The organism is Mycetohabitans rhizoxinica HKI 454 (assembly GCF_000198775.1).
Classification (GTDB): domain Bacteria; phylum Pseudomonadota; class Gammaproteobacteria; order Burkholderiales; family Burkholderiaceae; genus Mycetohabitans; species Mycetohabitans rhizoxinica.
Map to the genome: position 1 here is coordinate 1584768 of NC_014722.1, position 26839 is coordinate 1611606.

A 26839-nucleotide genomic window follows, 5' to 3' on the forward strand; every position below is an offset into this window, starting at 1 on the left:
GTCAATCGCCTTAGGCGGCTTCCAGCCTCGCCACCAACTCGCCGAGCTGCTGCTTTTCATAAAACAAATCAGGCATCAATTTGGTACCGAAGCGTTTGTTCACGCTATCGGTCAGCTGCACGACCATAATTGAATCCAACCCTAGATCATGCACCTGGGTCGACTCGCCGATATCTTGCGCCGCAAAGCCCAGCTTGTCCTGTAACTCCTGTTGGATAAAAGCAAGAATTTTTTCGCCAAATCCCGCTTCGCTATCATCGGCCTGCGGCTTAGCCTCCTGCTTTTCCACCCTAGCTGTAGTCGGCTGGCCTGCGGGCTCAAGCAGCGGCCGGGCGAGTACAGCAGCCGGCATATTGGCCATTTCGACTGTCCCAGTCAGTAAGGAATGCTTTCGATCGACACTTGCTACCTCTTGTTTGCCAAGATACAGGCTGACTTTGTCTAACTTGACGCAAATTTGCTCCCGCTCATCCAGCACAAGTAAGCTAAGCGATAGTTCGTTATCGTTCAGCCCAATTCCCGAGAGCACGACGGAAAAGCCCCCTGCTGGCGTGTGGTAGCAGCAAAGCCGTTCGATATTACGCACAATGACTCGGCCTTGCGGCAACCCTAGCTCATCCAGCAACAAGTAGAGCGCTTTATCAATGGTCGTCGCGAGGTAGGGTGATAGCTGAACGTTGTCAGCATAATGGTTGTGACGGTTAACTGGCGGCCGGCCCTTCAGCACCAAGCCGCTGCGGCCAATTGTCAATTCGCCGTCATGATCCAGATAAGGGGCGAAATCATAACCGGCTTGCGCCAGTCGCTGACTGACTTCGGCGGCGCTGAGCTGGCGGCCCGCCTGCAGTGCCTGGCGATTGAGCAACTCACGGGCATCATCCAACCACTGTTGCGGTAGGGGCGGCTCGTCGCTAGTCAGTGGATTGATCACGGCAAAGCCTAGGTGGGTAGGCTGTTCACCACTGCGACGGAAATCAAACTCTAGCTCCAGTTGCTCGCTGTCAATCTCGAACAGCCGGTACTCCAGTCCGGTCACCGTCGTCCAGTCGGCGATATAGTGTTCGAACGCACAGGACACCGACAGCGTGCGGCCGTCGAACCGCGACGCCAATGCCGGCATCGCCAGCGCGACATCGGCAAAATTGAAAGCGCTCAAGCGCCGGCCGCCCCGTCCACTGTAGACGTAATCCAGCAGTTCGTCTTCGACGAAGTCGGTGCGGAATATCGCGCCTGGCTGCGGAGTCGAGCAGTTCTTTGCCACCAGTGGATGCAGCTTGTTTTTAAACATCAGCGGATTGACGATCGACGACTCGTAACCTTCCTCGGTGTACCAGCAGCGCGTTTTCTCGAAACGATAGGCCGGCAAGCTGATCCGCACCGGCGGTTGGGCATACAGACTGGCCCAATCGACTTGGCTATCGCCGTTCAGCCACTGGGTCAGCAGCGGCGCCAACGGATCGTTTAAGTCGGACTCCAGCGGCTGTACCGCGTCGCTTTCCTGGAAGCGATAGAAGATCTTGCTGTCCGCACTGGATTGATAATGCCCGTCAATACAAGCGTTAAGCGCACGGGACAGCGCCTGGCGGGTGCGACAGCGAATCGCCAGCCGGTTGCGTAGGTTGTTTTTGCCCACCTGTAGCGTATAGGCGATTTGCGCCAGCGGTGCCTCGCTGCTCGCCAGCCAATCCCTAAAGCTTGTCAGGTTCTGCGCCAACAACGCCAGCTTGTGCACCGAGAAGACAAACACCAGCTGATCTTCTGAGATTTGTCCGGCGCTGTCCGCTGGCTCTGGGTATTCCTCGACGATCATATGGGCGTTCATGCCGCCGGCAGCAATCGAGGTAAGCCCCGCCCGACGCGGGAATACCTGCTTGCGACCATTAATGATGCGCTCCGGCTGGCGCCATTCGATCAACTGCTGTGGCACGACAAACGGCGTATCAGCAAAGTCGATATCCTGGTTGAGCTGGCTCGAATGGATCGACGGCGCAATCTGCTTATGCTTGAACTGCAGCAAGGTTTTAGTCAAGCCGGCAATGCCCGAAGCCGCCAATAGGTGGCCGATATTCGACTTGATCGAACCCAGGTAGCAAAACTGCTTGTCGTCAGTCGCCCAGCGAAACGCGTTATTCAGTCCCAACACCTCGATCGGGTCCCCTAGCTTGGTGCCAGAGCCATGGCCCTCGATATAGGAGATCGAAGACGGATGCACTTTGGCCTGATCCATCGCTTGGCGAATTGCCAGGGTTTGCAAATCCGGGTTAGGCACATTGAAGCCGTTACGCTCGCCGGCATTCGTCATCGCTGAGCCTTTGATGACGCCATAGATTTGATCCCGATCGGCAATGGCCCGATCCAAACGCTTGAGTAGTACTGCACCGATGCCTTCACCAATCACCGTACCATCAGCACCCACCCCGTAGCTGTTGACCGACTCCGAAGTGATCGATGTGAAATTGCCTTGGGATGTATTCACCGTGGTGTACGGGTGATACATCAAATTGAGGCCACCCGCCAGCACCATCTTGGTCTCGTCATGCTTGAGCATTTGACAAGCGGTGTGGATACAGGTCGAGGACGACGAGCACATGGTATCGATAAACAGGCTCGGACCCGTGAGGCCGTAGAAATAAGAGACCGTCATCGGAATGGTCGCCATGCCTGACCCGGAAGCCATCGAGCCACGGAATACGTTGCTCTCGAAACCGTAGTAGTGGTAGTCATTGGACATGGTGCCCAACAGCACGCCGACATCGCCGTTATAACGGCTCAACAGGGTTTCTTTCGAGTAACCGGCGTCTTCAAAGGTATGCACCGCCACCTGGAGGAACAGTCTGACCTCTGGCGACATATGGTCGGCATAGACCTTGGGCATTTTGAAATAGCTGTAGTCGAACTTGTCAACGTCCTTGATGAAGGAGCCATTGATGCAGGTGGTCTTGCCTAGCACCTTGCGGTTCTTGTAATAGATTTTGCTGTGGTCCCACCGGTCTGCCGGAAAGTCGCTCATGCAGTCAACGCCATTGGCTAAGTTTTGCCAAAGCTCATCGATGCTGTCCGCCCCCGGGTAATAACCGCCAAGGCCGATCACTGCGATATAGTTCGCTAACTCGTTGTCCTCGACGCGCTCACCGGAGGCACCCGACGCTACGGACGTGCCTAGCGCTACGGACGTGCCAGGCGCGACGGGCGCGACGGATCCAATGGACGTGCCACTTGACGCTGCTGGGCTGTTGGCATTGGAATGAGCAGCAGCGAAACGATTCAGTGGCAACGACTGCGCTAACGCAGGCTCGACGGCGCTTTGTTTCATGGTTGGCACTTGATGTTCAACGGTTGACACTTGAACGCCACGCGAAGTCTCCTGCTGCTCTTCGCTAGCGCTGAACATCGCGACAAACTGGTCGCGGTATTTCACCGCGAAATGGTCAACCATGCCAGCAATATTGACATGCTCGAACAACAGGGTTTTGGGTAACGAGCCGAGATATTTTTCCAACTCATTGGTTACGCCCACCGCCATGATGGAATCAAAGCCATAGACCTCGAATTTCTCCGACGGATGGATTTTCGCCGTATCGATCTGGACCACGTCGGCGATAATTCGCGTGACAAAGGCTTCAATCCTTTTTTTCAATTCGCTATCGCTGAGGCTCGCCGTTGCGGCAGCCGGTGCGGGTTGGGCCGGAGCCTGCGGTTTGGCGTCCACCGGCTGGCCAATGGCCGTCAGCCGCGATGACTCGCCATAGATCACCCAACCCTGAGCGCTGACCGGGTTGTTCAACAGTTGCCACAGGCTTTTGACGCCCTCCTCCACCGGCATCGGCACGATACCCAACCGTTGCCGCATCTGTTGCTCGATCACCGGCGCCAACTTCATGCCGCCATCGCGCCACAGCGGCCAGTTGACGCTCAGTGAACGCCCCTTGCGCTTGCCGTCGCCGGCCAAATTTTGGCGGTACTGCATAAAGGCGTCCATATAGGCGTTGGCGGCGGCATAGTCCACCTGACCAAGATTGCCCATCGCCGCCTGAGACGAACAACAGACAAAGAAGTCCAGCGCACGTTCGTTGATCGCCTGATCGAGCGCCTCGGTACCGGCCACCTTTGCTGCAAGCACCTGCTCAAACTCGCTGGCAGGCTTATTAATAATCATGCTATCGCGGATGACGCCCGCGCTGTGTATCACCCCATGTAGTGAACCTTCTTTGGCATAGATGTCGTCAATCCACTGCCTAACCGCCGCTGCGTTGCCGACGTCTAGCGCCTGGTAGTGAACTTGGGCGCCCAGTGCTCGTAACCGATCGGCTTTTTGTTGCAACGGCTGGCTGACGGTTGAACGTCCTGCCAAGTAAAACACCGGGTTGCGACAGCTGCTCACGATATGTTCAGCGAAAATCAAGCCCAGCCCGCCCGCGCCACCGGTGATTGCATAAATACCGCCGTCGCGCAACGGCGCCTGCTCATTCTGTTGCGCTGGTGCTAGCTCACGCCACTGCCTGCTATACAAGCTGCCGTTGGCGAAGACTCGCACCAATTCGTTGCTGTGGTAACGGCTCTGCTCGACGATCACTTTGACCATCGCATCATTGCCCATTTCGGGATCGAGCGCGACCAAGCGAGCTTTCAACGCGCTGTTTTCGATCATCGCCGTTTTCAACATCGCATCCAGTGCGGTCAAGCGCAGATCGTCCTGGCCCTGCCCCACAAAGAGCTGCAAATAGCCGTCGGCATGACCGCTAAGCAACCGCTGTAGCCACTCGAGCAGCGCCAGCGCTGCTGCTTGGTAGGCCGCGGCGTCATTTTCACCTGGCGCACCCGGTAGTACGCTGACCTGATTGCCAAACTGCCGGCGTATCTCGCTAACCGTCGTCTCTGGCAGTCCAAGCAAAAGTAACTGTGGCTTGGCGTCAGCCGGCAGCCATTCACCGAGGCTGCCGACGGGTTTCCAAAACGGCGTCCGGATCAAGCGCCCCAAAGTCTCGTCGCTGTCTGCCGCCTCGTCGCTATCTGCCATGACGGGTGCCTGGGCCGGTTGGGGTTCAACGCCAGTCTTGCGTGAGCTAAAACCCTTTAGCTGAACCAGACATTGGCCTGCATCATTGCAAATTTGCAGGTCAATTTTCTCGATCGCGCCGCCACCCCGAGCTTCACTGTAAGCCGCGGTAACCGTCAGTGGCCCGGCTCTGAGCGCCTGTTCCACTGAACCGTACAGCCGTAGGCTTTCCAGCGCAAAAGGCAGCATCGGCTCGGCAGCGCCTTGCCGGCGGCTCTCCAATGAAGCTGCGATATGCAGCGCACTGTCGAGTACGCCCGGCGGCAACAGAACACCCTCTAATTGGGGATCAAGCGCCTCGTGGATTAACCGGCCGATCACCCGGTCGCGGCCGATGCGGATTTGGCCGGCGGCGCGGAATGTCACGCCGTAATGGACGCCCATCGTGTCAAAATCGTGGTACAGCACGTCATGGCTTCGCTCACTGACATTGCACCGAGCGGCCCATTGCGCCAGGTCAACCGGTTGCGGCAACGGTGCGGCGACGGCCGCCAACTGCGCGTCGCCCTGGGCGTGCAATTGCTGCGTTCCGCCGTCCAGGCTGTAAATCCTGAACGACACGCTGTCGTTGCCGTTCACGGCCAGCTCACAGTACAGTTCGACGTCACGGTCGCCGCCACCGACTGCAAAAGCCAGCGGCCGCAGCCATACCACGTTCTGTAGCGTGACTTGCTGCGGCGGCAGCTCGCTAGCCCTGACGATTGCCTCACGCGCCAGTTCGAGGTACGCGGCACCAGGGAAGATCAGCTGGTCGCCGATACGGTGATCGGCCAGGAACGTCTCACGACCGCTAAAGCGGCTGACAAACCGCTGCGTCGCCAACGTCGAAATGTTGTGATGCACCAGCGGGTGCAGCCGTTCCATAGGCTGGTTCACCACGAGCGTGGGCTGTCGTTGGCGCCGACGGCCTTCGGGCCAATAGTGCTCGCGAGCGAACGGATAGCCTGGCAGCGGCAAACGCGGCGGCATGCTATGCGCACCGTTTTGTGCCGCGCCAAACAGTCGCCGGCCATCGATGTCGTAGCCCTGGCGATAGAAGTCCGCGAGGCCAAACAACAACTCCCTGGTTTCATCTTCGCTGGCATTGCGACTGTCGTCCAGCAGCTGATTGATATAGCGCGCAATCGTCTTCTGCGCAGAAAACTCGCGCTCCACCTCACCGACAAATAGGTTGGGACGCTTTTCGCCCGCCAGATATTGCGCAAGGGTGTAAAGCACTTCTTCTAGATCCGCCGCCACTAGCGCCAGGCGATGGCGAAAATGGTGACGTCCTTCCAGCAACGTATAGCTGATCGACGGTAACTGATTATCGCGGTATCCGCCCTGCTGCAGAGCCGCGCTCAGTTGTTCGATTTTTTCTTTCAGCGCCTCAGCGGTTTTGGCTGATAGGACAAACAAATAACAGGGCCGTCGGAACGGTGACGCATCACGCTCGCGACTGTAGCTTTCCAGTACAACGTGGGCATTCGTGCCGCTCATGCCGAATGCGCTGACCGCGCCCAACCGCTCACTGTCGCGGCCCGCCGCCGGCCAGGCCTTGTTCGTTTTGTTGACGTAAAACGGGCTTTGCTGCCAGTGGATATAGTCGTTTTCTTGCTCGCAGTGCAGGCTGGCCGGAATGGTTTCGTGGCGGAACGCCTGCAACAGGCTAATGACGCTAACCAAGCCCGACGCGGCAAAAGTATGACCGAGATTGGTTTTGGTGGAAGTCAGTGCGCAGTGGCCTGGCTTGTTGCCTCGGAACGCGTCGTTGAGCGCGTTAATTTCTACCGGGTCTCCCAGTTGCGTGCCGGTACCATGGGTCACAATATATTCGACAGCTTCGGTATTCATCCCCGCGCGCTGGTAAACCTCCTCCAATAAGCGCTGCTGAGAAGCGCCGCTTGGCGCGGTAATACCGTTGGTCTTGCCATCGTAGTTGATGCCGCTGCCTCGCAAGACGCCGTAGATCGGGTCACCATCGGCCTCGGCTCGGCTCAGAGGCTTGAGCACGACGCAGCACACCGCCTCGCCCGGCACCATGCCATTGGCCCGGCGATCAAAGGCAAAACATTTACCGTCCGGTGACAGCATCCCTGCCTGGGTCATGCCAATAAAGGCGTCCGGCGAGAAAATCAGGTTAACTCCGGCGACAACCGCGATCTCGCATTCGTTATTACGCAGGCTCAACGCTGCTTGGTGTAGCGCCACCAACGCTGACGAGCAGGCGGTGTTAATCGCCATCGTCGGCCCGGTCAGGTTGAGAAAATAGGCGAGCCGCGACGCCAAGATACCATTATGGCCCGAGGTTAGGCTTTCTTCGCTCGCCAACCGCTGGAAGTCGCCCTCCTCAACGCCAACAAACATCCCCACCCGTTGCGTTTCAAGGTGACGCGGGCCGACGCCGGCATCTTCCAGCGCGTTCCAGGACTCCTGCAACAACAGCCGCTGCCTAGGATCCAGTGTTTTCGCTTCGCGGGGCGAGATCTCAAAAAACATGGGATCAAACTCACTGACTCCTGGCACGCTGCCCATCCAAATACAACGCGTCTTGCTGGGATCCTCGCGATGATCGCCATAATAATCGCGCCAGTCGTAGCGATCAGCCGGGATCTCGCCCACCATGTCACGTCCTTCGGCTAGCACACGCCACAGCTCATCGGCATTGCGAGCACCAGGGAAGCGGCCACTGATCCCGATAATGGCGATTGTGTCGGCACTCGATGTTGACGCGACGACAGGAGCCGGTATCGGCAACGGCTCCGTTGCGCTGATCACTTCACCGCGATAACAAGCTTCGACCGCCTGCCGGTGGTGTGCTAGTAAATAGGCGGCGATTTTTGCAAGGGTGGAATGGCTAAAAAACAGCTCCGGGGTCAATTTGAGGCTAAGGTGACGACTCAACAGTCCGGCGTATTCCGCCAAGCTAATGGAATCAAAGCCGAAGTCCGCCAAGTTGGTGTCTTCACCAAGCGTATGCCGTTCGGCATTGAGCGGCCGGCTCGCCAAATCCCGCAAATCCCATAACAGAGACTGCTCTACGCTCAGCCCTTTGAGTTCCGGACGGCTTCGCGTCCGCTCGCTCATGGGTTGGGCCGCCGTTGCTTTAACCGTTGAGTTAGCCGTTGCTTTGCGTGCCGGATCATTGATCCCGTCCACTAATTGCTGCAATCTCGCCGGCTCACCAGCCAACACCAGCATGTGATCGGCATCGCTGGCGACAATCTGCTGCAACAACGTCAGGCCCTCAGCGTTTTCCAGCATGCGCTGACCGCTCGACTTCAAATAAAACTCGGTCGATGCCTGCTCGCCCACTGCCATACCACCATTGCGCCACAGCGGCCAATGGATCGCCACGACACGCCGAGCACGCCCGGCCTGTGCATAACGCGCATAGGCCTGCTGGAATCGATTAGCCATCGCATAGCTGCACGCTCCCATATCGCCAAGCATCGCCGAGCTAGACGAGAAATAACAGATCAATGCCAGCGGTTGCGCCGCCAGCACTTCATCCAACACAAGCGTGGCCTTGACCTTAGGATGCAATACCGCGTCGAAATCAGCTTGTGCACTGTCAAACAGGCTGCCCTGCGCGCTTAGGCCAGCAGCATGGATCAATCCGTCGATCGGTCCGCTCTGTGGCAGCACCTCGGCCAGCGCAGCGGCTATCGCCTGACGATCAGCACAATCAGCCTGCAAATAGAAAATGCTGCACTTATCATGACGCAGGCTATCAAGTTGCGCCTGTTGGGCCGCCGACAGCGAGGAACGACCGTTTAGAATGAGAGTGAGTTGACCGTCGCTGCGTCGCTTCGCCCGGCTTGAAAGGTCTTGCGCTAACAGCAACCCCAATCCACCCAGCCCTCCGGTGATCAACAGCGTATTGATCTGCTCCAGTGCCAGCGGCTCGACAGCTGCGGTTGCACGAGTCGACGCCAGCCTCAACTGGAAAGTGCGCCCGCTTTGGTATAGCCTGCCGCCCGCCGCGTCGCCGCTAAGCTGCAGCCACAGGCGGCGCAGCCAGCGACTGTCGTCGCCGGTGTTATCCGGCAAATCAATCGCCACTTCGACGGGGCAATGCGCCATTACTGCGCCGAGCGAACGCTCGATGCCGATCCAAGATTCAAGATAACAGCGCTCAAGCGCGTCGCCAGCCCGGCCGGCCAGCAATAATCGGTCGATTGGCGCCGCCGTGGCAGCCATCGCCTTAAGCAGGGCGACAATCGCGCTGTTGTCGATCATCCAGCGACGATCGTCCATACTCCATAAATAGAGCACTCGGCTAGCGCCATGAGCCGACAACGCGTGTTGCAGACCTTCTTGTAACTGCTGCGGATCGTCGACTGCGACACGATAATGGCCATCGTCATCGCGTTCATTTCGATTACCGGCCGCAATAAATATCAATTCGGTTTGCGCACTGAGCGCACGGACCTGCTGCACTAACTGCTGCCGCAGCCCAGGTTCGCTCAGCAAGCAAATCAATCGTTTGATCGGCGCGCCCGGCCCCGGTTCATCAACTTCCTGCCATTGCTCCGTATAGGTTGCCACTGTCGTTTCGGTGGCCACTGTCGTTTCGGTGACTGCTCTTTCTCTTTGTCCGACGGTAGCTGCCGGCGCATCTAGCCAGTACCGCTCTTTGGCGAATGCATAGCTCGGTAGACCGATTCGGGCCGGACGCGGCCCCTCGCCATAAAGACACGTCCAGTCCAATGCTTCGGCCTCTTCAGCGCCAGCAAGCCATCGCGCCGCCAACTGTCGCATATCGCCAGCGGCCACGGCCTCTTCGGCCGTCATGCTGGCTATGCCAAAGTCGACGCCCGGCTCGCCGGCCATCCACGCTTGCAGCTGTCGCCGTAACTGCTCCACGCTGTCAACCATGAAAATGGCCCGCGTTGCCATCGCCTCCCGGCCGGTTTGCAGCGTGTAAGCCAAAGCGGCAAGATCGGGCGTGTGTTGCGCCAGGTATGCCAGTAACCGCGCCACCTGCTCTTTCAAGCGTGACGCATTGCGCGCCGACAACGGAACCAGCACCTTCTCGCCCTGGTGCGTGGCGAACTCGCGCTGCTCACGATACTCTTGCAGCACAACATGAGCGTTTGTGCCAGAAAAACCAAAGGAGCTGACGCCAGCGCGCCGCGGTGCGCTTTGCTCCGGCCAGTCGCGTCCTTCTCGATCGATCACCAGCGGCGAATCATCAAGCTTGATGTGGGGATTCTGTTGTTTAAAGTGGCCTAACGCCGGCAACTTATGGTGCTTCATCTGCTGCAGCACCTTGATGACTCCCGCGATGCCTGCCGCACCCTCGGTATGACCAATATTGGCCTTCACCGAGCCAATATGGCAAAAACCCCGGTCGTTGGTATAACGTGCAAAGGCCCGCTTGAGCGCATTGATCTCGATCGGATCGCCAAGCTTGGTACCGGTGCCATGGGCCTCGATATAACTGAGGCTACGAGGATCAATGCCGGCATCTTGCCAAGCATGCACGATCACGTTTTCCTCTCCGGCCACGCTCGGTGCAGTCAGTGAGGGCGTGTAGCCACCGTGCAACGCCGCCGAACCCTTGATGATCCCATGAATCGGATCGCCGTCAGCCAACGCTTTCGACAGCGGCTTAAGCAGCAGCATCGCCACGCATTCGCCTGGTACGTAACCGTCCGCTTGTGCATCAAAGGTGTGACAGCGTCCCGTCGGCGATAGCGCGCGGATCGCAGAAAAATACCGGTAGTGCCAGGATGACAGCAGTAAGTTGCTGCCGCCCACAAAGGCCATTTCACATTCGCCGTTGCGCAATGAAACACAGGCGGCGTGCAACGCCACCAACGACGACGAGCAGGCCGTATTGAACATCAGGCTCGGCCCTTTGAAGTCGAACCAGAATGAAATTCGGTTGGCGGCAATCACCCCACTGCCCGTGGCGATATAGGGATCCATCGGCAGTCCCAGCTCGGTGATCTTGTCAACGTATTCGTTGAAACAGGACCCGATGAATACGCCGGTACGACTGCCTCGTAACTGCCTGATTACTCCAGCATTCTCGGCAGCAGCGTAAGTGCTCTGCAGTAGCAGCCGCACCTGAGGATCCATCCATTGGGCTTCGCGGCGAGACAGATGAAAAAAGTCGGCGTCGAATTTATCGACGTTGTCGATAAAACTGCCCCACTTGGAATAGGTCTTGTCATGCGCGTCAGGATCAGCATCAAACCAAGGCGCAACGTCCCAGTGATCTGCCGGCACCTCCTTGATCAGCTCACGGTCCTGCCAGATATTTTGCCAAAATTGGTCAAGGTCGTCGGCGCCACCGAACTGTCCCTGCATACCGATGATGGCGATATCCTGCTGACGGTCACCGCCGCTGACGGCCTTGGGCGAATCGTGGGCGACACACTCGTCCATGGAACAAGTTTCAGCAATCGGCGAAGCATCACTTACCTTCACCGGCGTAACACTTGTTTTCACCGGCGCAACGTCAGTCGTCTCGCTACGCCCGGCCAATAATGGCGTAAAAGCCGCTTTATACTCCTGCCATAAAAACGTCGCCAGTTCAGCCACACTGGGATATTCAAAAAATATCGTCGGCTCCAGCTCGATCGCTGCAGCACTTTCAAGCCGACTCGTCAAGTTGACCAGCTGCAGCGACTCCAGTCCCAATTCCATCAAGTTGCGGTGACGCTGCTTTTTACCAATTTGCTTGGCACCGAGGGCTTGCAATTGTGCCAACAGGTAGTCTTCGATCCCTTCGCGGCTACAGCCACTGTCACTGTCGCGCCGCGCTTTATCGTCAACCAAGTGGCTGCCTCGCAGCCGCTTCAGCGAGCATCCGCTGAATTCGGCCACCAGCACCCCATCGTCGCCGTACAGCTGTGCGTCGAACAACACCAGCTCGCCAGAATTTTTGACTAATTGGGTATGAATCCAGCCCGTTGCCGGTGCTTGGCCACGATGGAGGACCAGCGATTTAACGCCAAACGGAATAAAATTGCTGTCCAGTTGTTCGCTGGCCAGCAGCGGAATGACAGTCAAAAAGGCGCTGTTGATCAACAACGGATGCAAGCTGTAGTGGCGGGACTCCGCGTCGTCAGAGACAGCCAGCGTAATTCGGGACAGCGCTTCGCCGTCATCCTGCCGCTGGTAAAGCGCCTTTAGGGTCCGATAGCTATCGCCGATGTGGATCTGCTCGCTAATCTGGTAGATCGATGCCAGCGGCTCTACCGCTGTCATACCCGCCATGAGCGCGGCTGGATCGACCTGCCGCCGCTGGGCCGCCACGGCCGACAATTCACCACTCGCCTTAGGCTGCCAAGGCGCTGACGGCGAATGTCGGCATACCGCCTCGAAGACCCGCCCATCACGCTGGGTTGCGCGGATCGCCACCTCAAGCTGCTCACCTTCAGCCAGCGCGACGGGCGCGGCAAACGTCAGCTTTTTCAGTTGCAGCGCCTCACCATCGGCGAGCTGGCCCAAGCCGTACTCCAGCGCCAAGCTGGCATAGGTCAGTCCCAACAGGATCTGCTGCTGATTGAACTGGTGATCCTTGAGATAGCGCTCATCGTAATGGTAAACAGCGGCTGCAATGGGGTTCTCGATCGCCGGTGGCGCTTGAATCACCCGCTCCGCCTGGTCACGGCGATAGCTAGCCCGGATCTTTTCAAACTCTCTGGCCGCTTCTTCGACACTGATTTCTTTGCGCTGTATTTTCCGGTGTAGAACCCTAATTTGACTGTCCACTGTTCTCTTCGCTCTCAAATGCGGATATGGCAGGCGGTGTCCAAGCGACTTTCCCGCCCGTGTCCGGTTAGCGACCGGTCAGGTCGAGAAATGCCTTGTTCGAAGGCCGCAAAAACGGCAGGTAGGTTGGCGGCGGCAACTTGCCCACCAGACGCGGTGAGATCCCCTTGGGCCCCATCTCTCGAGCCAACATCGCGATAAACAGCGTGATCTCCAACGCGGCGACATGACGGCCGAGACAGGTGTGAGGACCGCCGCCAAACTGGCAGCTTTCCACCTGGTTCGGTGCCCGATCCATGCCCAGCCAGCGCTCTGGCCTCCAGCTATCCGGATCCGGGTAGCGTTCAGGATGACGAGAAACATGCAGCAGGCTGACACCCACCATCGCACCGGCAGGGACCGTATGACCCATCATTTCAAACTCGGTATGCACCTTGCGCATTTCAAACGGCGCCGGTGGATAGAGCCGCAAGGTTTCTCGGAATATGGCTTCAGCCAGCGGCACTTGCTTGACCAGTTCCTCATGGGTATAAGGCACGCTGTCTAGGCCAGCGACCTGTTGACACAACTGTTGCCAGACGTGCGGGTGCTGCGACAGCATTAACGCCGACCACGCCATCACCGCGGCGGTTGTTTCCGAGCCGGCAAAACCCAGACCTAGGATGTTGTGCACCAATTCGACCTCAGACATGCCGTTGCCGTTATCGTCGCGACCGAAGATCATCGCCCCGACCAGGCTATCACGGTCGTTGTTGGCGCGTACCGTGGCGACGATTTGTGACACCCGCTGCTCCAGCCAGCCGCGCGCCTTACGGCAGCGCCAGGCAGGAAAGCCCGGCAAGTTGATTTTCAGCGGGATCATGCCGAGAAAAAACTCTTCGTACTGGTGGCGCCACTGCTCTAGCTCGTGGGTTTCAATGCCCATAATCCGGAACACCACCTCCAGCGCAATATCCTTGGTCTCTGGGAAAATCGCCAATTTGCGCTCGCTGGTCCAGCGCTTGAGCCGTTGCTCGATGGTTTCCACCACGAACTGGCCGACTCGCGCGCGGGTCAGCCCTTTCGGGGTAAAAGCATCCATGCTAGCGCGACGCGCATTGCGATGGCGTTGACCATCAAAGGCGTTCATTGCCTCGCCGGTGATAACCGGCATCTGTTCGCGCAGATAGGAGTTGTCAGTGTACTTGTTCTGAAGGATCGCCAGGCCATCCTCATCCATAATCTGCAGCACAGGTAGCTTAGTGCCGAAATAAGTCCAAAACATCGGCCCGCAAACCGCCTCGGCCTGGCGCAACTCACTGAGCGCATTCTGACTGATCTTATGGACATGGCCCAGCAGTGGAATCTTGCCTGGCATGACCGGAAACCCGTCTTTCATTTTCAAGTTCTTGGCAACCGGGCGCGCCACGTTGGCCGGCTGATCATTGCGCTCGATTTTGAGATCGTTTACCGCCACCTGGCTAGGTTGCGCTTCCATGCCCGCATCTGCCTGCGCCAACGCGATCGTATCTTGTTTATGGTTCATTTTATTCCCCGTTATGCATTCGTTAGACTGTTGTGATCAGTTGCTCAAATTGTTCAGCATTCAGCTCGCCGCTACTAATGCGGCGATAGAGCAGGTTATTGAACAACGGTTGCGGCGTTGCGGCGACCTGCGACGGCTGCGCCATCGCGTGTTCAAACTCATATTCCGGCAAAGCGACCCGATTGCCACCTTCCGGGTAGAGCGTGGACGTGTCCAACTGCGCGCCGCGGCAATAAGCTGCCGCCATCTGCGCGAGCGTGCCTGACGCGGTCCCGGCCTCCCCGTCTTCAATACCATCAAACGGCGAGATCCAGCAGCAGCCTTCCACCGACAGCTCGTCAGACAGCAATGACTGCAGCCGTGCCACCATCTGTTCCATGGTGTCGGCCACCACCGCCGCGCGGTGCGTCAAACGGTGTTCACGCTGCGCTAAGCTGTAGGCCAGATCCTGCAGTTCGAGACTGGGATGAGCAACGGTAAATGCGTTGAACTTTTTTAAGTAGGCTAACAAGCTGTGGCGGCTAGCCGCCGCGAAAACCAACAACTGCGTCTGCCCTTGACGGTGTCTGAGCGGTGTCCGACGCTCCAGGTGCTCCTCCACCACTAGGCTGGCGTAACTGCCACCGGCGCCAAAAGAATTGATTAAGCAACGGCGCGGCTCACGCGCTCCCTCTGCGCTTACCGGCGCCGGCCACGGCGCCACCTGCTGTTGCAAATAAAAAGCGCTGCCCTCGAGCCGTATATGAGGGTTGGGCGGGTCGGCGTTGATCGACGGCGCCAATTGCCCATGCTGCAACTGCAGTAACACCTTGGTGAGCTGGGAAATGCCCGATGCCGCCTCAAGGTGGCCAATATTTGACTTAACTGTGCCAAGCGCGCAGCTGGAGGGCTGCATATCGCCAAACACTTTTTTAAGCGCCGCCACCTCGATTGGATCGCCCAACTCGGAGCCATTGGCCGCCGCTTCGACGTAGTTGATTTGCGCCGGTTTCAAGCCAGCCCGCTCGATGGTTTGCGCAATGAGCCGAGATTGCTGCTGAGTATCCGGAGCCGAATACATCAGCCTGCCACCGCCATGATTGACGCTGGAACTTTTGATCACCCCGTAGATTCGGTCGCCGTCGGCCACGGCTGCGGCCAAAGGTTTGAGCAGCACGGCGCCGGCACCCTCGCCCGGAATCATCCCATCACCTTGACCGAAGCCGCGGCTAACATCGCTACTACCCAAGTAGTTAGCCAGTTTTAGCGTCTGGTACTTGGACGGATCAAGAATTAGATTGACGCCGCCGGCGATTGCCATTGCACAGTCGTTCTGCAACAGGCTTTGGCAGGCCAAGTGGATGGCAGTCATCGAGCTGGAGCACGCCGAATTGACCGCTAGGCTTGGGCCCTTCAAATCGAAATAATGGGAAATCCGATTGGGTATCTGCCAGTCAGTAACATTTGACTTGATCGCTGCCCGCTCCAGGCTGCTCTCGGTCCATGGCGATTGGTGATACATCGAGCCGATGAAGACCCCGACTCCCGCCGCGTCGCGCTGCTGGATTCGGGCGATGGCATCGCTGTTGTAACCTGCGTCCTCAAAGGTACGCCAAGTCACTTCAAGCATCTGTCGCAGCTCTGGCGAAAGATTGCTTACCTCCTCGTGAGGCACACCGAACAACTTGTGATCAAACTCCTCGACTTGTTCAAGGAAACCACCGTAGTACCGTCCAGCCGCCCAGGACTGCGTGCCGGTTAGAGACTCGGACCAACGCGAATTCGGTGCCTCACTGACACAGTTACGTCCATTGCGCAGGTTATCCCAGAAACACGCCAAGTCGGCGGCCATAGGATAGCGGCCACTGACGCCAATAATCGCAATATCCCGACACGTCGTGGGCTGTTCGGCAACCGTCGTGGGCGGTTCGGCGACCGTCGCGGGATGTTCAACGACGCTTGCTTGCGTGGTCGTCGCCATACGACGAGCACTATTGGCATGGTTGTCGATTGGCTGGACATGACGGGGAGCGTGACGCGGCGCACGCTCGTGACTGGCCGCCACCGCAGTCACTGGCTGCACCGCAACCGGGCGATTAACCTGCTGGCTAGGCGCAAAATGCTTGGTCAGCGCAGCGCGATGCTCACTCAGAAGGTAGTCCGTTAGCTGATTGATCGTGTTGTATTCAAACAGTATGGTACGCGACAGCTCACCGGTTGCTTTCTCCAACGCCTGGATCAGGCTGATCTGCAAAATGGAATCGATGCCGTAGCGATCGAAGGCAACATCCCGCTGCAACCGCTCAGGCGCAATATTGACCAGCTTCGACAGCACTTCAGTAATCAGCTGACGGCACTGCTTGGCTAGAACGGCTTCGTCGATCTCGCCCTCAGCTATCGTCGGCGTTACCCTGGGTGCAATGGCTGCGACGGGTGCGATGGCTGCCACGGGTGCGATGGCTGCGACGGACGCATCCACCGCGACGTCGATGACGTCGGTAACGTCGGTGACGTCAGCGACGGGCATAACCCGTTGCTGCGCCGGCAGACGCGCCACGCCATCACTCACGGCGACGATAATTTGCTGGCCCAAGCCATGACTACCCGCGACTGGGAAGGCAATGTCGCCAAAGCCCTGCGACTGCAGCAGCCGCTGCCAGCTCTCGGGAGACAGACCGGGACAGCCGTCGATTCTTAGCGCCTCGTCATCATAGAGCCACCAGCCTTCGAGCAGACCGAAGGTCAGGTGAGTAAACATCGAGCGCCCACTGATTTCGTTCAGCAGCAGCAACCCGCCATGGCACAGCGTGGCTTTGGCATTTTGCAGCGTACAACGCAAGTCTGGCGTAGCATGCAACACATTAGTGGCAATCACCAAATCGTATTGATTCGTGCTAATGCCCTGCTCCAGGCAAGCTTTGCTGACGTCAAAAATGGCGGTGCGCAAATAGGGCGCGTCGGGCGCAAAATGCTGTTCGGCATGGCGCAGGAAAGCCTGCGACAAATCTGTGTAGCAATATTCAGCGATCTGATGCCGCCACGGCCGCAGTTTGCTGATCAGCCCAGCGGTCGTGCCGCCGGTGCCCGCGCCGATCTCCAAGATCCGCAGTGGCCGGTTGCCTTCAGCATGACGGCGGGCGATATCCACCACGACCTCACCAAGCGCCTCGTTGAAATAATCGGAAATCTTGTTGTTTTTATAGATATCTTCTACCAACGACATGGAGCCGCCAGGGAACATCACCTCGGTAGCCTGCTTCTCACCGCGCAGGATAGCCGGCAACGCCCGAGCACACGTTTCCACTAGCTGCAACTGAGCATGCAAATCGCCATCCCGGCGCCATTCATCGCTCGCCTGGCGCCACTGCGACCACAGTGATGCGGCAGCAGGGATGGCCGTCAGCAACTGCCCTTGATCGTCGATATAGCCTTTTTGCGCCAGCAAGCGCAGGCTTTCCCGCAGCCACCGACGATAAAAGGGATGGGCGTCAAGGTTCGCCGCCACCGCCGGATGGGCGGCAATCTGTTGTTCAGTCAGTGGGCCACCGCCGGCTAGCTCGCCCATGCAGGCGAAGGTCAGGGCCAGCAACAGTCGGTCCATCTCCGTCGCCGCGCTGTGATGTTGCGGCGGCGGGCCGAGCCTTTGAGCTACGTTTGTCCACACATACGACGCTGGCGGCTTCTCCAACGGGTAACAATGCAGCTGTGTGCCGCTGTCGATACCGGCAATGGTCATCGGCTCAAGCAGTTTGATTAAACCCACCTGTGGCAGCGCACCGGCTAGCAACTGATCCAGTGCCGCCATGCCTTCGTCCGGCTCGATTGAGCCGAGCCCCTGTTCAGCCATCCGGGCTCGATAGCCGGCATTGGCCACCACGCCAACGCTGCCCCAATAGCCCCAGTTGATAACCTTGACTGCGCAACGCCAGTGTTGATTGAGCTGAGCGGCAAAAGCGTCCGCGAAGGCGCAGCCAGCGGCGTAATTGCTTTGGCCAGCGGCCCTGCTAAAGGCAATCATCGACGAGAAAAACAACACAAAATCTAGCGCCGGATTGTCGGCTGGCGTAAAGACCTGGGCCATCCGAACACTGGTCGCCATCTTGGCGTCGAGACAGGCAGTGAACTGCGCTTCGTTCATCTGCTCCAAGCGAGCGTCATCCAGCACCAACGCCGAGTGCACCACGCCATGGATCGCGCCAAACGATTCGACCACCTGCCGCCTGGCCTGCGCCAACTGCTCAACATCAGCAGCGTCAGCCTGGATATACAATGGCGTCGGAGCGTTGCATGCTTGGCTTATTTGTGCCAGCGCCGCCAGCTTGCGATGGATTTCATCGTCAGCGGCGCGGCGGCCAAGCCAAATTACTTTGGCACGGTAATGACGGATTACGTGACGCGTCCACACTTCACCAATGCCGCCGGCCCCCCCTATCACGACGTAGACGCCGCCTTCACGGTAGCTCACGCCGCCATCTGTTTGAGCCTGCTGCGCCAGCGGCAATAGCCGTTGGCAAAACCATTCGCCATCACGCCAGGCCAAGCATTCGCCGGGCAGCCTCTGCACAGGCGTTGCGGCCGGCAACCCCTGAGCGTCAGCCGGCAGATCGATCAGTTCAACCCGCCAATGTTCATATTCCTTTGCCAGTGATCCCGCCAAGCCATGACAGGCCGCCTGCTCCGGCGCCAACGGCTCACCGGTACGCACCGCGACGCTGGCGGTCAAGATCAATTGCAGTTCCAGCGCTCGCTGCTGATAGCCCAGTTGCAACAGCGCCTTGATCAATCTGAACAACGCCAGCACGCTTTGTTCACGGCTGTCGATCAACCGTTGATTCGCAAAATCGGTCGACGGTTGCGGCGCCAGCCAAATCAACCGCTGAAACGGCGCGCAAGCAGCCAGCTGAGCGGCAATCCCGTCAATCGTTGTCGCCAGCGACGGCAAAAATTCAATCTGCGGGTGTTGCTCGGCCAGCCAGTTGCGCCGTCCCCCAGCCGCGCCAATCGCCAGGGTGGGCAACGCTTGCCGGGCGGTGGATGCATGGTCGGCCACCAGCCATTGTGGCGCCAGCAGGCTCAGTCCTGCTGGCAATCGATTGCCAGCGGTGAGAGACGCCATGTGCCCGCGCGTGCCATTCAACGGCCGGGAACTGAAACCGCGGAAACTGACAGCGATGTGCCCTCGCTCATCACACAGCTCGATATTGATCCGCTGCACTGCGCTGCTTTGGCCACGGCGGTCAACGTCGATTAACGCCCACATAACCGGTCGGCAGCCATCGTATACATTCAGTTGCTCTAACGCGAAAGGCAGCAAGGTCTCGTTCAGGCCCTGCGCTTGTTGCAGCAATAAGCCGATCGATGCCTGTACCGCTGAGTCCAGCATACCGGGGTGCATCACCCAGTCGCTGCTCAACCATTTGGCATCCAGCTCGAGCCTAGCCAGCAATTTGCCGTCGCCGAGCCACAGCTGCTTGACACCACGGTGGCTGGGGCCATAGTCGATATTGATGGGTTCAAATAGCGAGTATAGCTGCTCAGCCTCAACGCTACGCTGCCACGGGCCCGCTGCGAGGGCTTCGAGATCCAGTGGCGTCACGGTAGCGGCAGGGATGACTTGTGCGCTGCCTTTGCAATGCTCGACCTCGTCGCCCTGAACCTGTGAGTAGATCCTGAAATTGATTGTTTGCTGCTCCAGCGCCAGCTCAATATGCAACTCGTTGTGCTGCGACGCCAGCGTATACGGAGCCAGCCAGACAATGTTTTTAAATTGCAGCCAACCGGCGGCCAATTGCTTCGAATCCCATGATTGGGCGATCGCCGCCCGAGCCATTTCCAGATAGCCGACGCCTGGCATGGTTGGACGGCCGTTGACTTGATGGTCGGCAAACCAACACTCTTGGCCGCGCCAGCGGCTACTGAACCGCTGGCGGTAAAAATCCGAGGTATTACGCTCGAGCATCGGGTGCAACCAGCCGCCACCGGGCACTGAATCAGTGACGGGTCCGGTCGCCAAATCCGTCACCCAGTAACGCTCTTGGGCAAACGGATAGCCTGGCAGGCTGAGGCGTTGCATCGAACGCCCATCGCGATAGAACTGTCGCCAGTCGATCGCCAACCCCTGTGTCCACAATTCCAGCAATTTGTGGTACTTGCGCTTGTCAATCCATGCCGCAAGCGCCGCAGCCATGTCTTCATCCTGACGAAACAGCGCCAGCGCCCGGTTCTCACCTTCGCTACGGCCACGATAGACAGCTTTGCCACCGGCGGCGAAATCGGCAAGTTGGCGCTGCAAATCAGTCAAAGAGTCACTGAGCAGCGCGAGCCGCTCTGGCATCGGATCACGGCCAACCTGCAGCGTGTAAGCCAGATCATCGAGGTAACGCTCAGGGTTGAGCCTGGCCTCGGCCGGCTCCGCGGCAATAAACTCGGCCAGGCGACGCGCATATTCACGCAATTGCTCCGGCGTTTTGGCCGACAGCAGGATCGGTCGCGCACCGGACGTCACGTCGTGGCGAGGGCGCTGCGGCGGTTGGTATTCCTCCAGCAGGATATGCGCGTTAGCACCGCCAAAGCCGAAGGAGCTCACCCCCGCCCGCCGCGGCAACGCATGACCGTTACTGTCCTTGGCAGCCAACCAAGGCCGGCTTTGCTGCACGATATAAAAGGGGCTGTTGTCCAGTTCAATATACGGATTGAGCGCTTCGCAATGCAGGCTCTTAAATAGCACCTTGTGCTTCAATTGCAGCAATACCTTGATCACCCCGGCAATACCGGCCGCCAATTCAAGGTGCCCGACGTTTGATTTCACTGAACCCACGCCGCAATAGCCTGGCTGCAGTGGGCCAATGCCCAACTCTTCACTCAGCTCGCGGAACGCCATTTTCAGGCCGTTGATTTCGATCGGATCACCCAGTTCAGTACCGGTGCCATGCGCTTCGATATAGCCGATGCTGCGTGGATCGACACCGGCTTGGCGATACGCTGTTTTGAGTAACTCCGCTTGAGCCCGCGGGTTTGGCGCAGTCAACGAATTCGCCTTGCCACCATGGTTTTCCGCGGTGCTGCGAATCAGCGCGTAGATGTGATCGCCGTCGGCCTCGGCCTGCGAACGATTCTTCAGCACAATCATCCCAACCCCTTCGCCCCGGGCGTAGCCGTTAGCCTGAGCCGAGAAGGTTTTACTGCGCCCATCCAGCGCCAGCATGCCCGCTTTATTGAAGCTGATCTGCGCTTCGGGCGCGATAAGGGTATTCACGCCGCCGACGATCGCCATTTGGCAATCTCCGTTGCGCATCGCCTGAACCGCCCGGTGGATCGCCACCAGCGACGATGAGCAGGCCGTTTCGACTGGCTCGCTGGGACCATGTAGGTCAAGCAGAAAGCTCATTCGATTGGGGCCGACCGACGGTACCATCGCCGTGGCACTGTAACCCTCCACCGGCACGCCGGTTTTGGCGATCAGGCTGCTGTAGCCAGTCATTCCGGTGCCAACAAAAATCCCGGTACTGCTGCCCGCCAGATCAGCAGTGGCATAGCCCGCGTCTTCAATCGCCAGCCAGACATAGGTCATCAGCAGGCGTTGCTGAGGATCCATCAGCTGGGCTTCCCGCGGCGAAATACCGAAGAACAACGGATCAAAGTGGTCCACGCCGTGGATGAAGCCACCCCATTTGACGTTGGTCTTGTTGGGCTGCTGATGCGGATCGCCATAATATTCACGCCAGTCCCAGCGATTGGCGGGGATCTCGCTGATACAGTCTCGGCCTTCCGTAAGATTGCGCAAGAACTGCTCGACATCGTCGGCCATTGGGAAGCGGCCGCTGACGCCGATCACGGCAATATCGTCCTCCTGCGCCGGTTTGCTCGGAACAGAAGAGACAGCCTGATGAGCGGAAGATTGCGCAACTGTCAGTGGGCGCCGCTTGAGCGCCGATTTTGACGCCTGGACGCCATGTTGCTGCGGCGTTGAGGACGATGGCTTGACCTGCTGTTGTGGCGCCCTTTGCTGCGGCGATAGCTTGGCCGCGAGCACGCTACCGTGCTCGCGCTCCAGGTACGCCGCAAAACGGTCAATTGTGGCATGTTCAAAAAAGATCGTCGGCGCCAGGTTAAGTCGCCATTGCTGTTTCAACGTGCCCGCCAGCGCGGTTAGGCTGATGGAGTCGAAGCCGTATTGGCTGAACTCGGCATCGGTACGGATCTCTGCGGCAGGAATTTTCATCTGCTGGGACACGAGATCGATCAGCGCGCGGCGCAATGGCTCGGCTAATGGCGCCTCGGCATCGGTTGGCAACGCCGGCGCTACGTCTTGGTGTTGCGACGCGTTCTCATGCGCGAGTGCCCTATCGGCATCGTCGCCGCCGGTCACCAGCGCGGTCATCTGCTCACGTCGCCCGTTCATCACGAGCAACTGCGGCTGATCCCAGGCAAAACATTGGCACAGCGCATGAATTCCAGCATTGGTGGGCATGGCCACCATACCAGTGCTTTCTGCCATTTGCTGCGCAATCGTCTCATCTACCTTCATGCCGCCTTCTTTCCACAACGGCCAATTGATCGCCAGGCTACGGCCGCTTCGCCGTCCCTGCTTAACCAGCTGGCTGCGGTACGCGGCGTAGCGGTCGACAAAGGCGTTCGCTGCCGCATAGTCAGCCTGGCCGGTATTGCCGATCACGCCGGTACCCGACGAAAAGAAGATCATGAAATCCAATGGCAGCTCGGCAGTGGCTAAATCCAGGTTGCGAGCGCCGGCCACCTTGGCGGCCATCACTTGTTTCAGTTCGTCATCCTGCTTATTGATCAGCAGGCTGTCTCGGATCACGCCGGCGCTATGCAACACGCCATTGAGGCGGCCATGCTTGTCGCCAATCCATGCAACCAATCGCTGCACCGCGTCGCGGTCGCTGACATCCAGCTGCCGGTATTCAATCGTGTTTCGACCCGCGTCGATCTCAGCCACGCGCTGCGGGTCCACCGCAGAGCGGCCTGTCAGAATCAATGTGGCATCGCTGACACTGGCCGCCATCGCCCGGGCAAAAATCTGTCCAAGGCCCCCAAGCCCCCCGGTAATCAAGTAGACGCCACGATCTTTCCATGGCGTGCCGACTGCTAAATCAACGCTCGGACAAGGGCGCCAGCGTTGCACTTGGCGCTGTCCTGCCTGGTAACGGATCTCGACGTCGCCGGTGGCGGCGTTTTCCTTTAGCCGTTGCACCAATGATTGCGGCTCGTCCAACTCAATCAATTGGCCGCTCAAGCCCGGCGCTTCGAGTTGCAGGCTGCGCAGCATGGCCGCTAGGCCGCCGATCATCCGATCGCCTTTGGGGTTGTAGAGCGCAAGCTGGATCAGTGAGCGTGCACTGACGCCCCGACCGAGTAACGGCCGAATCCGCTGCAACAGCGCCAGCGCCGCCTGTTGATAATCCTCGGCTGGATCCTGCTGCGGCACGGCCAGTAACTCACAGCGACAATCGGTACCCTGCTCGGCTAGCTGGCGTTGCACGTCGGCGACACATGGCTCATCAAAGCCGCTGAGCAACACGAATTGCTGGTTAAAGTCGGCCGTCTTACGGTGACGGGCCGCCTCGTCAATCCACTGCGGCTGGAACAGCACAGTTTCTGTCAGCGCAGGCTCGGTCGTGGCCTGATCGCTATGGTCGCCGAGTACCCGAGAGGTAAAACCTTGCATCAGCACGCAAAGCTTGCCCTGCTGATTAAAGAGTTCGATATTGAGTCGTTGCAAGCTGGTGTCGGCCTGCTGGTCGTCGCGCCGCTCGGCATAAGCCACCCTGGCCCACATCCGCTCACTGCAGCGGTCCCATATTTGCAAGCCTTCAAGCGCAAAGGGCAATGCCGGCCGCGTCGCCGGCGGCAGACTGCCCCGATCGCCTTCGGGAAGCACGACGTCAGCGCCGATACTCAGCGCAATCGCCGCTTGGAGCGCCGAGTCCATCAGTGACGGATGCAGCAGGTAGTCATTCAGGCTGTCATGTTGGCAGGACGGCAACGCAAGCTCCGCCAATACCTCCGCCCGTCCCAGCGCGACCGATTGCAGGCCCTGGTAAGCTGGGCCATGCTCAAATGTCATCGCCCGATAAGCTTGGTAGCATTGCTCAGCGCTTAGCTGGCCGCCGTCCATCCTAGCCTTCAAAGCCGCCAAATCAACTTGGCGCTGCGCAGCAGGCTCAACAAAACTGGCCAAGCCCTGGCTGTGCAGCACGGGTTCACCCGAAACAAGGCCTGAAGGCGGGTCATAATCGCGGCTGGTGATCTCGAAGCGGATCTGATTGTCCTCTTCCAGCGTCAACGCCACGTCAATTTGCCGTGCTTGGCCGTCGATGATTAACGGCCGCAACCAGACAACATCGCTCAATACCGGCTGCTGCGCTGTTCCCGCCAAGCCGTTGGCAGCCATCGCCACCGCGGCTCGGGCCATTTCCAGATGACCGACGCCGGGGAAGATCTGCTTTCCACCCACCACATGCTGCTTGAGGAAAAATTCTTCGCCATCAAACACGGTGGTAAAGCGCTGGCTTAGCAGATCTGAAGTATTTTGCGTCAGGAACGGATGCAGGCGACCCACGCTTAAACTGGGTGCCGCACCAACATCACCTCCCGCCGTACCCCGACGGGCAGGCGGTATCCAGAAATCCTGCCGGGCAAAGGGATAAACCGGAGCGTGAATACGTCGGGCGTCGGCATTATAGCGACGGTTAAACGCGTTCCAATCGATATGGCCGCCCGCCACCCAAGCTTTAGCCAGGCGTTGTAAGTCAGCGTGATCGTCGGTAGACGGCAGTTCGATAGCCGAATGCTCGCCTGTGCCAATCTGCCCGTGCCATGCGTGCTCAGATGCACGGCCGTCCAGCCAGTCATTGAGCTGCTGTGTCAGTTGGGCTTTGTCGGTGCATAGAAAAATCAACCGATGATCTTGCGCCAGCCGGCCCGTTTGCAGGGTATAAGCGAGATCCGCAAGCCGAACCGCCGGATCGGCCAATGCTTCGCGCACTCGACAAGCATAATGCTTGAGGCTATCGGCGGTGCGTGCCGATAGTGGCAAGAGCCTCGGCCGTGACACCTCGGCACAGGTCGCAGCGGCCACTTCAACTGCCTCACGGACCACGATGTGCACATTGGTGCCGCTGTGGCCAAAGGAATTAAGCGCCGCCATCCGCAGCCCGCTGTCACCGACTGGCCAGTCTTTCAACTCGCGATGAATAGTGAACGCCGAGTCTGCTAATGCTATCCGTGGGTTCAGTTGTTCAAAGTTCAATAAACCCGGCAACTGCCGGTATTTCATTGACAGTAGGATTTTGATCAAGCTGACGACACCCGCAGCCGCCGAAGTGTGACCGATATGGGCCTTGGCGCTACCTAACGTACAGTAGCCGGTATCAGCGGTGAACTGTCGAAAGGCCCGGGCCAGCGCGTTGACCTCCACCGGATCGCCGAGCGGCGTGCCGGTGCCATGGGCTTCGACATAGCTAATCTGCCTCGGATCAATACCAAAACGCCGATACAGTTCGCTGATCAGCCGCTCCTGAGCCTGGCCGCTCGGTGCGGTAATACCGTTACTGGCACCGTCCTGGTTCATGCCCGAAGCACAGATCACCCCATAGATCGGATCGCCGTCCGCTATCGCTTCCGGTAAGCGTTTGAGGGTCACCATGCCGACCGCTTCCGACAATACGATGCCATCGCTGCGGCTATCGAAGGTATGGCAGCGCCCAGTGGGCGACAACATATCCATCTGCGACAAGCTGATCAGGCTGGGCTCGCCAAGCGTAGCAAAAACCCCGCCGGCCAACGCCAGATCCGTCTCACGGTTGCGCAGGTTTTCACAGGCCAGGTGGATGGCCACAGCCGAGGATGAACAGCCGGTATTGACGACTAGCGCCGGCCCTTTGAAGTCGAGAAAATAGGACAGTCGTGACGCGATGATGGCATCGGAGGCGCCGATAAACGTTTCATGGAAATAACCCGTCGGCTCGGCGCCGACAAAAATCCCCACCGCCTGATTCCGGAAACTTTTGGGGTTATAGCCCGCATCTTCCAACGCCTTCCAGCTTTCCTGCAGGATCAGCCTTTGATGCGGATTCATCGATTCCGCGTCACGGGGCGAAATATTGAAGAACAACGGATCAAAGTCATCCCGCTGCTCGAGCACGCCTCCCCATTTGCAATAGGTCTTACCGGGCTGGCGCTGCGACGAATAGCTGCGCCGGGCGTCCAGATAACGCTCGCCCAATTCAACGATGCCATCGACGCCAGTGCTAAGGTTACGCCAAAAGCGCTCAACGTTGTCAGCCGCGGGAAACTGTCCCGCCATGCCGATGACTGCGATTTCAACAGGCTCCTGCGCCCGCCCCGTGCCAGACACGGCTTTATCCGCTGCTTCGGTCTGCTCTGTCCCTAGTGTAGCGCTCGCGGCTTTCAGTCGTTGCAAACGCTGTTTGGCCTCGGCCACGGTGATCTGGCGATTTTGAAGTCCGGCAATGATGGACTGAAATTCTTGGCTGCTCATTATGTCGTTTCCCGGCAAGTGCCTACGCTGTACAGCGGTTTTCAAC

The 26839-nt window shown here is 58.6% G+C and carries 3 protein-coding genes; all 3 read right to left on the bottom strand.

Features of this window, described 5'->3' with window-relative positions; translation table 11 throughout:
- Window positions 1–10: 10 nt before the first annotated feature.
- The 3 genes from RBRH_RS07320 to RBRH_RS07330 all read right to left on the bottom strand — a co-directional run bounded on the left by RBRH_RS07320 (window position 11) and on the right by RBRH_RS07330 (window position 26793).
- Window positions 11–12766, bottom strand: coding sequence for an SDR family NAD(P)-dependent oxidoreductase (locus RBRH_RS07320; protein WP_013435478.1), 12756 nt, complete (start codon window positions 12764–12766; stop codon window positions 11–13).
- A 67-nt stretch (window positions 12767–12833) separates the two neighbouring features.
- On the bottom strand, window positions 12834–14264 hold the full coding sequence (locus RBRH_RS07325) for a cytochrome P450 (protein WP_232509279.1): 1431 nt from the start codon (window positions 14262–14264) through the stop codon (window positions 12834–12836).
- Window positions 14265–14313: 49 nt separating this feature from the next.
- Window positions 14314–26793 (bottom strand): SDR family NAD(P)-dependent oxidoreductase, encoded by a 12480-nt coding sequence (locus RBRH_RS07330; RefSeq protein WP_013435480.1) that lies wholly within the window; start codon window positions 26791–26793, stop codon window positions 14314–14316.
- Window positions 26794–26839 lie beyond the last annotated feature (46 nt).

What these genes read in the sequence shown, in the direction of transcription:
- RBRH_RS07330 (WP_013435480.1), bottom strand. Translation starts at nt 26,793, where the DNA reads ATGAGCAGCCAAGAATTTCAGTCCATCATTGCCGGACTTCAAAATCGC.